The following is a 14,037-nucleotide window of genomic DNA, read 5'->3' as shown; positions in this document are numbered from 1 at the left end:
ATAACATTTGAAAATGTCAATAAATTGACCATAAATAACATGATTACTCATCAAATGTAAAGAATTGTGGCTTAACATTATTAGAGGGACTCCCCTCTTCACCTGTAATCGGATTATAAGGAACGACCTGATAATTAGGTATCGAAAAAATATTGACAGATGAAATAGCAAAGTTTCCTTTTCCTGTAACCGTACCTATAAGTGTTGCTTTATTATTTTTCTTTTCATAAATTCGATACTTGATTCTTTTATCCTCGGCAGGTGTCCATTCTAGATTTACAGAAAAAAAACCATATGGTTTGAAAGAGAGTTGTGCAAATAAATCATTTATCTCTTTTAATCGGATTGGTTGTTCTAGATCCTTTACTTGCTCAGGAATTTGAAAAGCTAAATGTTTACTTTCAGATGTCTCTTCTATAATTTTTTTAAATAATAGGGTTGGCTGACTACTACCTTTTGTTAAATAATGAGATTTATCTGTCTTGTCATACCCCATCCACAATGCGCCAACAACTGTAGGTGTATACCCTACAAACCACGCATCTTTTGTCGCATCTTCAACTGGCTCGTACGATGTCGAACCAGTTTTTCCAGCTAAAGCCCCTGAGTATTTTCCCATTTGTGCTGTTCCTTCGCGAACGACCCCCTCTAGCATGCGAGTCATATACCAAGCTGTTTGCTTAGAAAATACACGTTTTTCTTCTTTATTAAATTTACCAATCACCCGATTATTACGGTCTTCTATTTTTGTTATAAAGTGAGGTTCAATGACTTTACCACCTTCAGCAAATGCGCGGTAAACTTTTGTTAAATCAATAGGAGAAACTCCTTCCTCTAATCCTCCAAGTGCCATTGCAAGACCTTTATCTTTTATAGGAATTCCAGCTTTTTCTAAATATTCTTTTCCATAATCGATACCTAAGTTATTTAACGCCCATACTGCAGGAGCATTTGCAGATTCAATAATAGCATCATACATCGTTATTTTATCTTTATAAACATCGTTGTAATTATGCGGTTCATAATCACCATATTGTAGCAGTTGATCAACTAATAATGAGTAAGGATCAAATTCTTCTTTCTCAAGTGCAGGACCGTATACGACTATGGGCTTAAATGTAGAACCAGGCTGCCTTTTTACGATTGCACGATTCAAGCCCTTTTGTACATAGTTACGACCACCAATACAAGCAATGATCCCCCCTGTTTTATTATCCATTAAGACAAAAGCGCCTTCAACATTTTCATCTGTACCAGCAAAATTACTTGAGTCTTGGAAGAACTCATAAGCCTTTTGTTGTACAGTCGCATCTAAGGGCACAGTAATTTTGTATCCACCCTTTAATAATTCGTTATTCGTCAGTCCATATCTTTCTTCCGCTTCCTTGACTACTAAATCTATATAAGATAATAAATACATATTTTCATTCATTTGATTAATATCTAACGCTAACGTTCTACCTTGATAACGAACTGCATCCTCGGGTGTAATATACCCTTTTCTTTCCATCAAACTTAAAACAAGATTTCTCCGATCAAAGCTTTTCTCTGGCTGTAGTATAGGGGAATAATTAGTTGGAGCTTTTGGTATCGCAGCTAATAACGCTCCTTGTTCTACAGTTAGTTCAGACACATGTTTGTTAAAATATAATTGGGAAGCAGCTTCAATCCCATAAGCACCGTGCCCAAAATATATTTGGTTCAAATACATTTCTAGCAGTTCTTGTTTACTATATTTTTTTTCTAAATTAAGGGCGATAATTACTTCTTTTGTTTTTCGTAGCCACGTTTTTTCATTGGAAAGGAAGATGTTTTTAGCGAGCTGTTGTGTTATCGTACTTCCTCCCTCCACCTTCTTTCCTTCAGTAATATCTCTATATAATGCCCTCATAATGGCTCTTAAATCAACTCCATGATGATTATAGAAACGTTCATCCTCCACTGATATAAATGCCTGCTGTACATGTTTAGGAATGTCTTGGATAGAGACCAATTCTCTGTTCTCTATAAAAAGCTTTGCAATTAACTCATCCTCCTCACTTACTAATGTTGAAGCAGAGTTCATCACAAGCTTTTTTTCATCAACTACATAATCTCCAGCATATATTATAAATAAATATGCAACTAATCCGACAAAAAAAGTAAAAAATATAATTACACTTGCTTTACCAATCACTTTAAGCACGTAACATCACCTCCAAATGACGCATGATAAAACTGACAACTTGATAGCGACCTCGACAGTACAGCTATACTATATTGAATTATTCATTCATGCAACTATTAATTATTATTCATGTAAATGTTTCACAATATGTAAAAAGATTAAGCTCTTTTTGTAAAGTTTGTTGTTATTCTTAAAAGCTCTTTTCGTAAATTTTGTTGTGTTCAAGATGTCGTTTAACAAGAAAAGATACCTGGAAATCTAGTTGTTAAGTATGAAACTTAATACGCAAAACAACAATGAATGGGGAAAGAGCCTAAGAATAAGCGCTTTGTCCTGCATGACACAATTTATACTTACCCACTTGTCCTAGGATATTGTTACTAATATACCTCGATCTCCAAGCCTCTCGAGTTGTTTCGCTTCAATCTATAAAGACAAAAAGTCCTTCATGACTTGATGCTCCAAACTTGTCGAGGGGAGTCACTGATGACGATATTCACCGTTGCTCACAGGGTGTTGGAAGAATTTATATTAAAATTGACTTCGCTTTTCTAAATAAGTTAACAATTTTTTCAATTTTATGGATTGGGACAATGGGAGAAATTGTTATAATGATAGTGAGGTGATGAATGATGAAAATTTATCTGACACATGGTACTTATCATTATTTAAAAACCAAAAAAGATGAGTTTTCTAACGAGCTAATCGTTCTCATGCAAAACGAAGATCAAACTTTATTATTACATGAAACCAACCGAAATTGTGTCTTTTACGAACCTCGAAAATATGAGGTTCTAGATTCAGAAGGTAGCTTCCCACTAAAAGGCTATGTTGTTATGAATCACGTTCCAGTATCAGAGGAAGGAAGACCTGTCTTTGAATATAGATTTAGCAAGCGCCCCGGTCTTATTGACAAAGAACCTGGGTTTATTGCGATGCGTATTTTAAGGCCAATGAACAGCGATACATATATCATTATTACAGTATGGCATAATAAACAAAGCTACCAAAATTGGCAAAAGTCCAACGCATACGAAAAAACTCATGAAAAAAGAGGAACTCTGGAAGGCGTTGATCACTACAAATCGTTTTTCCCTCGACCTTCTTATTTAAAAACCTATTTCATCACTGACGAAGATTTATCATAATCCCTAAGTTTCATTAATTATTTATTCATGTATGCACATAGAAAAATAAAGCTTTTCTCGTAACCATTGTTGCTATTGTTATCTAAATACGTACTATAATAAGTTGTTTTATATTGTTAGTCATTGTTGTACAAAAGAAAAGATGCCACGAACTCTAGTTGTGTACGTGTTTTCTTCTTAATATGAAAAACTACAATCAATGCAAAAACAGCCAAAATAAAAAACCAGATGGTATAGATGCCACCTGGTTTTATCTTTTTTTTACTACTAAATTCAATTAATATTTAGTATACGTAAACGAAATCCGTTCATCGCAGTTTCACCTAGCTGGTTAAGAAGTTGAAAGTTAGCAAAAGCCCCAACGACCGCTCCAACTCCAGGGACAATTTGCATCATTTTTATTAAATCAATATGGTCTCGATATTCTTGCTGAAATTTTCTCCAATCCAATTCAATGAGTTCATTTTTTTTCTCATTCCAGTTCGCAATAATCATAAATGTTTCTTTTCTATGCTTATCACTTGAGAACGCTAATTGAAATAAATATAACAAAAATAAACGCTCTTCATATTTTTTTACATCATACCCATATAATGTAGCAATTTCAAACAATAACTTCATTTTAATAGACAGTAATAAAGGGAAATCAGCAAGACCTAGCAATATCCCTCCCATGCCGGTTCCAGCCCCTTCAACTGCTGCTGTACGTTTATAGGACTTAATTTTTTCTTTAATTAACAAATCTTTTTCTTGTAACGTAAGATGAGACACCTCATGACCTTTCGTTGTAAAATCTGAACCAACAAGCGTTCCTTTGACAAGTTTTTTTATACTTTCTGTAATCATTTCATGAGCTTGCTCAGGGATCATTTGATTCACTTTGTACTGGGCTTTTTTTGTCACCCTAGTGAAAATTGGTGGTCGCTGTAACATTTTTTTACGCCATTGAATTAGCTCATTTAACACTTTACGCTCATATGTGTTCATTCATCATACTCCTCTGAACCTAGACGTATTTATAACTTTTTCAGCCTACTTTTAACATAAATATTTATAAACACATAACTAAAAACTATCCCACAAACGAAAGCTAAAAATGCAATAAATACTTTACCTATAAATAGTATGACGATAGCAAATATACTAGCTTGTATAATTAACAATATATGTAGCAGTTGTAAGAATGCTTTTTCCCTCACCGCTTTTTGAATCGGATACAAGCCAAGCCAAATTTTCATTGAAAAATGTCGCCATAAGGTCATAAGTTGAAAACCGGTAAGATATAAAAATAAAACAACAATGACGAGCATTCCATAGCTTAAAGGCAACATTACAAGTAAAAGAATCCCTATAATAAGTAATCGGATAAATAAACCAAAATAATCACTTGATCGTAAAAAAGCCCTCGCGAATAAGTGAGTAAAAGTAGCATCTTGTGAAAAAGGTAACCTCTTCAATGTCCAATCTAGCCACTTTCGTCTCTTAACTTGTATTTTCAATTGAGGGACGTCTGTGAACAAATTAGCAATGCGGTAAAACGTCATCATCCTTTTCGATTCTAGTTCAATTAAGTGATCCCATTTCAATCGTTTAGAAGATGTTAGCTTTCTAAAATAAAAGTAAAGGCCAAACATAATAACAATGATTAAAACAGGATAAAGGTAGTTGGCTTTAATAATGACAAAATAGACAAAGGAAAAAGAAATGAGAAAACGAATGATAAAATCAACAATGTGAACTTCTTTTTCAACAAAATATTGTACTGCCCACTCTATTAACATATTCCAAACCTTTAATATTAACAATAGCACTAGTAATAGAAGGAGGCTTGTCGCTCCTCTTCCAGACATCGTTAAATATAGAGGTGCAAGACCTGCTACGACCAAAATAACAATGTAGCTTTGTAAGGTAAAGCTGTACAAAAATGACCGATAAAAATATGCTGACATCTTTGTTTCCATTGGTAATAGGAATACAATGTCTGCTTGCTTTAAAAAAGTTTGTATTGGGCTTTTCGTGATTACTACAGCTAATATAATTGACATGACTATCGCATACGGAAAATGGGGTGAGAGTGTCTCAAGCCACTGCTGATAATAATAAGCACCTGCCCCAATGCTAAAAATTAAAACAAATGCTAAATGTTGATTAAATATATAACGGAGGTATCTCCCCGTTTCTTTTCTATGTTGTGCAAATCGCTGATTCCAAATCTTTTTTGCCTCATTCATCTGACTCTGCTTCCTTTGTCAATTGGATATAAAGATCATCAAGTGTAGCATCTGGAGCTTGAAATTCTTTCCGCAGCTCATTCAAGGTCCCTTTCGCTCGTACTTTACCATTATGTAAAATAACAAATGAATCACAGTATCGTTCAGCAGTTGCTAAAATATGGGTTGACATTAAAATACCTGCGCCATTTTCTTTCATCGTATTCATTAACTCTAATAGTGACTGGATGCCCAATGGATCTAATCCGACAAAAGGTTCATCAATAATATAGAGCGACGGCTCAACTAAAAACGCACACATAATCATTACCTTTTGCTTCATTCCTTTTGAAAAATGTGCAGGAAACCACTTCAACTTCTTTTCCATTCTAAATTCTTTTAGCAATGGTACTAGCCTCTCTTCAAAAGTTTCCTTTGTGAGACCATAAGCCATCGCAGTTAATTCTAGATGTTCTCTTAACGTGAGTTCTTCATATAAAATAGGCATTTCGGGAATGAAGCTATATTGCGCCCGATATTCTTCAGAGTCTTCTATCATGGTCTTTCCATTTATTTTAATTGTTCCGTTTCTCACATCCATTAACCCAATGATATGTTTAATCGTAGTACTTTTCCCAGCACCATTTAAACCGATTAACCCAACTATTTCATTACTATTTACCTCAAAAGATACATCATTAATGACAGGTCTTTTCGTATATCCGCCTGTCACACCGTTCAATTCAAGTAATGCCATTGTACATCTCCTTAAGTTTATAAAATTAACTATACTTAAGTATATTTTACCAAACAAAAAGAAAAAGAAACAATAATAAAGCAGAAGTGCCTTGAGCATTCCCGACAAGCACTGGAGTGAAATCACGTGAAGGCGCTATTTGCCTTCAGGGAATTTGACGAAGTGACCTCGAGGGAATAGGCGCTGGAGCTAGAAAATAATAAAAGCGTAAGTGCCTTGATCATTCCCGACAAGCACTGGAGTGAAATCACGTGAAGGCGCTATTTGCCTTCAGGGAATTTGACGAAGTGACCTCGAGGGAATAGGTGCTGGAGCTAGAAAATAATAAAAGCGTAAGTGCCTTGATCATTCCCCACAAGCACTGGAGTGAAGGTGCTGCCTTTGAAAAACATCTTTAAATATATTTCCATCCATTTTTTACTAGTAAATAAAAAATTATTTTTTGTGTATATTGTTTTAAGCATTGGGTATTCTAAATTTTGAAGAGAGGGAAAGGTGTTAGCTAAGAAATTGAACTCCCGCTTTTCTAGTGGTGATTCAATCTAAAGGAATGAGGTGTCTGTGAAAGACAACTTTCTATGTTAGACACTGGACCTATTAGTTGCTTTTAATGACGTTTGTCAAAGAGGGGATGGTCATCTTGAACGAAGTGAGTTAACGACGTTCAAAGACTACATTCATAATGAGGTGTTTACAGAAGGCAATTTAGTCTTTGCATCTAATTAAAGATCCCTTACTTCAATGTAGGGTGTAATCACTTAGAATGCTCATCTTGAACAATCATTCTCACTTTTAAACACATCATTCATAAAACAAATGAGGTGTTTACGAAAGACACATTAGCTTTTTCACAACGTATTCAAAGCAAAACACAATATCCCTCATCTTCAAATCAGGATGCAACCTAAAAGGTTGTATCCTGTTTCTATTTCCAAACAAATATATGGTAAAATATAAAGAAATGTGCAAGCGACTTGACCATCCTCAAATGCATATGAAAGTGCTTTTTACCTTTTATGAAATGGTAAAGTGACCTCTAGGGTGCAGCTAACCCACAAATACGCTTGCTTGTCTCTGATCAACAAAATTAATGGAGGGGTAAGAACATGTCTGATTGCATTTTTTGCAAAATAATTAATGGTGAAATTCCTAGCGCAAAAGTTTTTGAGAATGAACACGTTATAGCAATACTTGATATTAGCCAAGTCACAAAAGGGCATACACTAGTTATTCCGAAAGTACATAAAGAAAATATTTTTGATTTAACACCTGACATTGCTAGAAACATATTTGAAGTAGTCCCAAAGATAGCTAATTCGATTAAAGAACAATTTCAACCTCTCGGATTAAATCTGCTTAACAACAACGGTGAAATTGCAGGACAAACAGTATTTCATTACCACATGCATATTATCCCTCGCTATGGAAAAGGTGACGGCTTTGGGGCAGCATGGAAGCCACATGGAAATGAATATAGTCAAGAGGATTTACAACAAATTGCACGTACCATCGCCTCTAACATACAATGATGTCTGTTAAGTAAGTCAAAAAGGGAAACAACTTTCTAATTAGACAGAGCTAATAACATATGTTGTATTTTCTACAATGGCTGTTTTCACATTGATTGTTGTTTTTCGTACTAAGAAAAATTATTGAGTTCTCATAAAACTCAGCATTCTTACATTATTAGTAACAATAACAACAAAGTTTACGAAAAGAGCCAAACTATAGTTTATCTTCGCATTAGTGTTGCTTTTCGTTTTGAGTTATAAACACGTAAACTGTCACCTTCGTGGCATCTTTTCTACTTTTACAATTATTGAGTTCTCATAAAACTCAGCATTCCGACATTATTAGTAACAATAACAGAGTTTACGAAAAGAGCCTCTACAATTTAACAAGGTAATTAGCTACCATAATCTACCCTATATAGGATATTCTATTTAGGACAGATTATGGTTTTTATTATAAAAAGGCTCATTGTGTAACGCTGTTTTCGCATTGATTGTCTTTATTATTGGAAATAAACACTCATACAACTAGAGTTCGTGGTCTCTTTTGTTCTGAAACATGATAACTAACATCTAGAGCCAGTTCCTATGGTACAAATTTGGTGATAATTGCAACAAAGTTTGCGAAAAGAGTCTTACATAAATATTGCTGCTTTTATCTACAAGATTCCACGATATGCAATTCTATAAATTTGTCATATTGTTCTCAAATTGTATTTAAACCTCATTCATCATGTGAATAACAACAACCGATTCAAAGCAGCCATTATATACACTAGTCGCTAAACTTTCTGATCATTGAACGAACTGGAGTTATTTCTGATATTTTCAACCAATCATCGTGATCAAAGAAATCTTCATACTGAGAAAGAAACTCTTCTACTGTTCTATGAAAAGAATCATTCCACCTTAATAGATGAATAAATTCTTCTCTTGTTCCAGTAAAACCGTATAGATCTTTTATTCGGTTTATCATATCCGCTTGCCACACCGCTGGAATAGTAGAAATGCTTGGAAGATCATTAAAACGATAATATGTTCCATCTAACTTCAGAGCATATGGATAATAATATGCATACACTTTTTCAAACGTTTCTCCTGTTTGAAGTGTTAGTTTGCTATTAAGATGTTCTCTAAGTTCATATCCGGTTTCTGTACTATCCATAAGTTCAAGTTGATCCTTATCCATGAATGTTAGCCAAATTTCCGTTTGTGCCCCACGATTTGGTGCAATTACTGCTGGTAATGCCCCGTAAGGAGCTAAAAATGGGCCAAAAACAATATCTGAATCAAGCATCGTACCTTTCATACAAATGAGTATTTGTTTCGAGTTTTGATTTAAGCCAAATTTGTACACAAGTTGTGCAATACATACGTTTGATCCATAAGCAACAACTGGAAATCTATCATCGATCGCACTTACTCCCTCTGTCTCTAACAATTCCCCAATATTAAGTATCGCTCCATCGCCCGTTAAAAATGAACCTAGTGGGTGACTATTATTTGAAACATGAACTGAAAGTTGTTCAATTTTAGTATTATTTGATTCTTCAATTTTATGTACTCTGCCATTCATAAAAACAAATGAACTAGGTGGTCTTGGTCCTGGATAAATGTCTGGGTGGTCATAAGGGCTAATAGTAAACGGCTTGTTTTCACGGTACAAAAACATTTCTCCCCTTTTGAATTCATGTAATTTTATGTTTGTATTTTGTTAACTAATCTTAGCTAATTTTCGAAAACTTTAAAATAATAGCTTACTTCATTACCGTTTCATGGTACTATATAAACAATTTAAGCAATTAACGTAACAAAACATTTTTGAGGAGGATATTACGTGATGCGTGCATACAACTTTAATGCTGGACCATCTGCACTACCACTAGAAGTTCTACAAATCGCTCAACAAGAGTTAGTAAATTTCCAAGGAACTGGGATGTCTGTGATGGAGCTTAGTCATCGTAGTAAAGAATATGACGCCGTTCATGAGAAAGCGAAAACTCTACTAAAACAATTACTTAACATCTCAGATGAATATGAAGTTTTATTTCTTCAAGGTGGGGCTAGTCTTCAATTTACAATGATTCCAATGAATTTACTTTCCAAAAATACAGTTGCTAACTATGTTTTGACAGGATCTTGGTCTGAGAAAGCCTTAGCTGAAGCTAAAAAAATCGGGCATGTCCATGTATCTGCATCTAGTAAAGAAAATCAATACAAACACATTCCATCAATTAATGATTTAGAAATAAGTGATAATGCTGCTTATTTACATGTTACTTCAAATAATACGATTTATGGTACCCAATGGTCGGAATATCCACAGTTAAATAATGTTGAGCTTATTGCCGATATGTCTAGTGATATTTTAAGCCATGAAATTAATGTGGAGCAATTCTCGATGATTTATGCTGGTGCACAAAAAAATCTAGGACCATCTGGTGTAACGGTTGTCATTCTAAAAAAAGAGCTACTCACTAACAGCACTAATGAATTACCTACGATGCTAAACTATCGTACGCATGCTGACAAAAATTCCTTATATAACACTCCTCCTACATTTGCTATATATACTTTATCACTTGTTCTCGAGTGGTTAGCTAATAGCGGTGGTGTGAAAGGAATAGAGAGAGTTAATAATGAAAAAGCTTCTCTTCTATACAGTTGTATTGACTATAGTAATGGGTTTTATAAGCCTCATGCAAAGATGGATAGTAGGTCAAAAATGAACGTAACATTTACATTACCTTCTGAAGAGTTAACAAAGAAATTTCTCGTCGAGGCAAAAGAAAAAGGCTTTATCGGTTTGAGTGGACACCGCTCTGTAGGAGGGTGTCGCGCATCAATTTATAACGCTGTACCACTAGAAGCTTGTGAAACCTTAGCATATTTCATGAACGCCTTTTATAAGAGGAACCAGCTCTAAACGCTAAAATCTTTTATAAAATGAAATTTATAAAAACCCCGATCTTTGGTCGGGGTTTCATCATCTAAAGTAAATGATTGATAGAGCTAATAGCAAACAAACAAATCCACCTCCACCTAGGACAGCTGCTTTTTGACGAAGTATTTGTTTAGGTGGGTAGGCGACAGCTCTTTGAATTAGTGAGAAATAATTTATCATGCCAACAAAGAATAATAGACTTAAAACGAACAATAACAAGATTAACACTGTCAATGCAGTCCCCCCTTTAATTGATATTATGGTGTTTTAAGAATAACTATGTGTTTTGATTTAAATAAATTTCGTTTATTTTAAAATTTCCGAAATTTAATCCTTTATTAATTTTTATTTTATTGGCATAATAGATTGTAATAAAAAATCCAAAGAAAAGTAGGTGACTAGTTGTGACGAAAGAAAATAATTTTTCTATGAAAGAAGCAATGTTATTTAGCCAAAGAATGGCTCAACTCGGTAAAGCACTATGGAAGACTATCGAAAAGGATTGGCAACACTGGATCAAACCATATGATTTAAATATTAATGAACATCATATACTATGGATTGCTTACCATTTAAATGGTGCCTCCATCTCAGAGATTGCAAAATTCGGAGTCATGCACGTTTCAACTGCCTTCAACTTTTCTAAGAAATTGGAAGAACGAAATTTATTGCAATTTTCCAAAAAAGAGAATGATAAAAGAAATACCTATGTAAAAATTACTAGTCAAGGAGAAGAAATATTATTAGAGTTAATGGAGAGTTATGATCCAACAAGACATTCTACCTTTCAAGGTGCACTTCCAATAAAAGATTTATACGGGAAATTCCCTGAACTTACTGATGTAATGTGTATCATTCGTAGTATATACGGAGACGATTTCATGAGGATATTTGAAAAATCTTTTGAGAATATTGAAAAAGAATTTGTTGAAGTAGATGGAAAAATTAGAAAGCACAATCAGCTACAAGAAGTTATTGAAGATAACTAAAGTCTATTTTAATAATTTCATAAATTCTTCCATCAACGGAGTGTACATTTGTTGTTTTAACATAGCAGTTACTGTATCTTTTACATTCATTTTAAATTGGATTGTTTTGGAAAATTCGATAAGAAGCGGGGTAAATACTAATAGGCCTTCCGCTTTTTGTTCTTCAAGTTTTATGCTCAATTTTTCACAAATTGATAGAATTTCATCTACATCTTCTTTTGATAATTGTTCCTTGATGACCATTTGATAAAATGGCATATGATCTTCTTCAACCATTTTTAGTAACAGTGTTTGATAATACTCTATCTTTTCTATTCGACCAATAAATTCGTCCATACTACTATTCCCTTCCATAGCATTTACTTTTAATTTTTCCATATTTCTAATACAATAATATCTAAAAAGATACATGAGTACCAACATCTTTTCATAAGTTCTCTATAACAACTATTTTTCATAAAATTTGTTCGTAACCTTGTAGCTATGGTTCCTAAATTAGAAGATTACGTAATAGTCATCGTTTAAACAAGAATAGAAGACATGAAATCTATTTTATACATGCTTTTTAGTACTAAAACCTTAGACTAAGCATAAATATTGATAGTTTTGTAACAGCTATTGATTTTTTCAACAAATGAGCGTAAAGTATGTTTGTAAGTTCGTAGATTATAGATTATAGATTTTATATTATAACTCATTTAGGACTGCAATCTTATAGTTCGGAAGGTGATTATATGAATTGTTGGAAAACAATCAATTTTTCTCGAGATGTTGGATTCCATCGAATCATACTCATTTCACTATTAACCATGTTAAGTACATTTATATTATTTTATTTACCATTAAATTTATATTACTCTTCAACTAAGTTGCATGGGGATAGATTTATTTATTTTATCATAGCATTACTTATGACCATAGTATTTCATAAATGCTTGCATGCTATACCTCTTATACTTATGAGAAAGAAAGTAAAAATTGAATTAAAATGGGTTACAATCATTCCCATTTTCACGGTGCGATTTTGCAATATGATATCTAAACCAATGTCTATAATGGTGTTTTTAACACCGTTTGTCATGTTTACATCCATATGCTTGCTTCTAGCTGTGATGTTCCCAAGCTATATCCACTATTTTTCAATTATCGCAGCAGCTAACTTAGGTTTGTGTGTACCAGACTTTATATGCTTAAAGCAATTTATAAGTGCTCCTAAACGCTCAGTTATTGAAGAAATTGAAGACGGATATGATATTTTAGTAAAAAGTAATTAACTCTACAGGTACTTACTACAATAGCTTTCTTAAGGGCATCCAACAAAAATGGGTGCTCTTCACTATTTTTCAGAGTTCACTTACAGAGTAGTTCACTCATTTTCAGTAAGTAAAGCGTGTTATCGTTAATTATAGCTTTTCTTACATGGCTGTTTTCGCATTGATTGTTGTTTTTCTTTATAAAATATAATCACGTATACATCTAGCGTTTGGCATCTTTTCTATTTTTACAATTATTGAGCTTTTACGAAAAGATCCTCTTACTAAGACATAAACGCGAATAAAATTAGTGTTTACGCCATCTTTTCTTCTTAAACTTAATGCAATCGTATAAACCAATATTTAGCTTTATAAAATATATAAAATACCAACAAATTTTACGAAAAAAGCTAAATAATGACGTGTGTATAAGACCGTTGATCAAAAGCTTTAATACAATAACAAAGCATAAGGGTATCTTTTTTGCTAAATTTTTGATATTGTTATAAACATATACAAAATGTAGCATCATCAATTAAATTCCAGGGAGGGAATCTCAAATTGCTAATATATTTTATTCCTTTCGCTTTATTTGTCCTATATTATATTAATAAATTAACAAACAGTTTATGTATTCAAAAAGAGATTCCTGAAGAGCGCCAGCCAAAAGTATTTCGAACAATCAATGTCCTTATAACCATCCTGCTACTTTCATCATACGTTGAGGTCATGTACACTTGATAACTCATTACCCTAACTAAACGATCAAGTTGACTTTTAAATTTTTATAGTTTTCACTTCAAAGCTGACAAATTATTTTGTCAGCTTTTGCTGTTTTTTACTAAGTCCCTTTTCATAGACTTTTTTCACTTGTATTTGATTAACTATTGTGTACTTTATGATTTTTATAGTCTTTAGAGGAAAAAAGATAACACCAACGTTAGTTATATTCTTTTTGAGTTCTAATTACGACAAGGAACAATTAATGCGCAGCCAACTTTTACTAAAGCTCTTAGCATTAGTTTTGTTGTTTACTTCAATGTGAGTAACTAATGTAT

Annotated in this window: 13 protein-coding genes; 6 read left to right on the top strand and 7 right to left on the bottom strand. The window is 33.3% G+C overall.

Annotation, left to right across the window (positions count from 1 at the left end; all coding sequences use genetic code 11):
- Positions 1 to 43: 43 nt before the first annotated feature.
- On the bottom strand, positions 44 to 2,185 hold the full coding sequence (locus SLH48_RS10575; RefSeq protein WP_320258123.1) for a PBP1A family penicillin-binding protein: 2,142 nt from the start codon (positions 2,183 to 2,185) through the stop codon (positions 44 to 46).
- 611 nt (positions 2,186 to 2,796) lie between these two features.
- On the opposite strand from SLH48_RS10575, the gene SLH48_RS10570 reads away from it, so the two are divergent.
- Complete coding sequence (locus SLH48_RS10570; RefSeq protein WP_320258122.1) at positions 2,797 to 3,315, top strand: antibiotic biosynthesis monooxygenase; 519 nt, start codon at positions 2,797 to 2,799, stop codon at positions 3,313 to 3,315.
- A 273-nt stretch (positions 3,316 to 3,588) separates the two neighbouring features.
- On the opposite strand, the gene SLH48_RS10565 is transcribed toward SLH48_RS10570, so the two are convergent.
- Genes SLH48_RS10565 through SLH48_RS10555 form a run of 3 tightly spaced genes read right to left on the bottom strand, consistent with a single transcriptional unit; the run spans position 3,589 to position 6,282 of the window.
- Positions 3,589 to 4,302, bottom strand: a complete 714-nt coding sequence (locus SLH48_RS10565; RefSeq protein ID WP_214484884.1) for an EcsC family protein — start codon at positions 4,300 to 4,302, stop codon at positions 3,589 to 3,591.
- Positions 4,303 to 4,331: 29 nt separating this feature from the next.
- Positions 4,332 to 5,546 carry an ABC transporter permease gene (locus tag SLH48_RS10560; protein ID WP_320258121.1) on the bottom strand — a complete coding sequence of 405 codons (1,215 nt, stop codon included), beginning with the start codon at positions 5,544 to 5,546 and terminating at the stop codon, positions 4,332 to 4,334.
- Positions 5,539 to 6,282 (bottom strand): ABC transporter ATP-binding protein, encoded by a 744-nt coding sequence (locus SLH48_RS10555; protein ID WP_320258120.1) that lies wholly within the window; start codon positions 6,280 to 6,282, stop codon positions 5,539 to 5,541. The genes SLH48_RS10560 and SLH48_RS10555 overlap by 8 nt, the downstream gene beginning before the upstream one ends.
- Positions 6,283 to 7,388: 1,106 nt before the next feature.
- On the opposite strand from SLH48_RS10555, the gene SLH48_RS10550 reads away from it, so the two are divergent.
- Complete coding sequence (locus SLH48_RS10550) at positions 7,389 to 7,811, top strand: HIT family protein (RefSeq protein ID WP_214484881.1); 423 nt, start codon at positions 7,389 to 7,391, stop codon at positions 7,809 to 7,811.
- Positions 7,812 to 8,568: 757 nt separating this feature from the next.
- Here SLH48_RS10550 and SLH48_RS10545 read toward each other — a convergent pair.
- Entirely contained in the window at positions 8,569 to 9,459 is an 891-nt protein-coding gene (locus tag SLH48_RS10545; RefSeq protein WP_320258119.1) for a hypothetical protein, read from the bottom strand.
- 174 nt (positions 9,460 to 9,633) lie between these two features.
- Here SLH48_RS10545 and serC point away from each other — a divergent pair, with 174 nt between their 5' ends.
- Positions 9,634 to 10,719: a 3-phosphoserine/phosphohydroxythreonine transaminase gene (gene serC / locus SLH48_RS10540; RefSeq protein WP_413785406.1), complete on the top strand. Its 1,086-nt coding sequence runs from the start codon at positions 9,634 to 9,636 to the stop codon at positions 10,717 to 10,719.
- Positions 10,720 to 10,779: 60 nt separating this feature from the next.
- On the opposite strand, the gene SLH48_RS10535 is transcribed toward serC, so the two are convergent.
- On the bottom strand, positions 10,780 to 10,971 hold the full coding sequence (locus SLH48_RS10535) for a hypothetical protein (protein ID WP_214483454.1): 192 nt from the start codon (positions 10,969 to 10,971) through the stop codon (positions 10,780 to 10,782).
- Positions 10,972 to 11,141: 170 nt separating this feature from the next.
- On the opposite strand from SLH48_RS10535, the gene SLH48_RS10530 reads away from it, so the two are divergent.
- Positions 11,142 to 11,726, top strand: a complete 585-nt coding sequence (locus SLH48_RS10530) for an HTH-type transcriptional regulator Hpr (RefSeq protein ID WP_320258117.1) — start codon at positions 11,142 to 11,144, stop codon at positions 11,724 to 11,726.
- Positions 11,727 to 11,729: 3 nt separating this feature from the next.
- Here the strand turns inward: SLH48_RS10530 and SLH48_RS10525 are convergent, their stop codons facing one another.
- Positions 11,730 to 12,062, bottom strand: coding sequence for a DUF1878 family protein (locus SLH48_RS10525; RefSeq protein ID WP_214483462.1), 333 nt, complete (start codon positions 12,060 to 12,062; stop codon positions 11,730 to 11,732).
- Between the two features lie 398 nt (positions 12,063 to 12,460).
- On the opposite strand from SLH48_RS10525, the gene SLH48_RS10520 reads away from it, so the two are divergent.
- Together SLH48_RS10520 and SLH48_RS10515 are read left to right on the top strand one after the other, a co-directional pair.
- The gene (locus SLH48_RS10520) at positions 12,461 to 13,000 is read left to right on the top strand and encodes a DUF3267 domain-containing protein (RefSeq protein WP_214483453.1); all 540 of its coding nucleotides are present in this window, start codon (positions 12,461 to 12,463) and stop codon (positions 12,998 to 13,000) included.
- A gap of 540 nt (positions 13,001 to 13,540) precedes the next feature.
- Positions 13,541 to 13,720, top strand: a complete 180-nt coding sequence (locus SLH48_RS10515) for a hypothetical protein (protein WP_250886716.1) — start codon at positions 13,541 to 13,543, stop codon at positions 13,718 to 13,720.
- The last annotated feature ends 317 nt before the right edge of the window (positions 13,721 to 14,037 follow it).

The sequence above is a fragment of the Cytobacillus sp. IB215316 genome (assembly GCF_033963865.1).
In the GTDB taxonomy this organism is placed as follows: Bacteria; Bacillota; Bacilli; order Bacillales; family SM2101; genus Nanhaiella; species Nanhaiella sioensis.
The sequence above is the reverse complement of the archived record's forward strand: the minus strand, read 5'-3'. Positions and strand labels throughout refer to the sequence as shown.

Bases quoted from the DNA above. Each gene is read 5' to 3' on its own strand.
- SLH48_RS10525 (WP_214483462.1), bottom strand. From the start codon at position 12,062: ATGGACGAATTTATTGGTCGAATAGAAAAGATAGAGTATTATCAAACA.
- SLH48_RS10520 (WP_214483453.1), top strand. From the start codon at position 12,461: ATGAATTGTTGGAAAACAATCAATTTTTCTCGAGATGTTGGATTCCAT.
- serC (WP_413785406.1), top strand. From the start codon at position 9,634: ATGCGTGCATACAACTTTAATGCTGGACCATCTGCACTACCACTAGAA.
- SLH48_RS10570 (WP_320258122.1), top strand. From the start codon at position 2,797: ATGATGAAAATTTATCTGACACATGGTACTTATCATTATTTAAAAACC.
- SLH48_RS10555 (WP_320258120.1), bottom strand. From the start codon at position 6,282: ATGGCATTACTTGAATTGAACGGTGTGACAGGCGGATATACGAAAAGA.
- SLH48_RS10550 (WP_214484881.1), top strand. From the start codon at position 7,389: ATGTCTGATTGCATTTTTTGCAAAATAATTAATGGTGAAATTCCTAGC.
- SLH48_RS10560 (WP_320258121.1), bottom strand. From the start codon at position 5,546: ATGAATGAGGCAAAAAAGATTTGGAATCAGCGATTTGCACAACATAGA.
- SLH48_RS10565 (WP_214484884.1), bottom strand. From the start codon at position 4,302: ATGAACACATATGAGCGTAAAGTGTTAAATGAGCTAATTCAATGGCGT.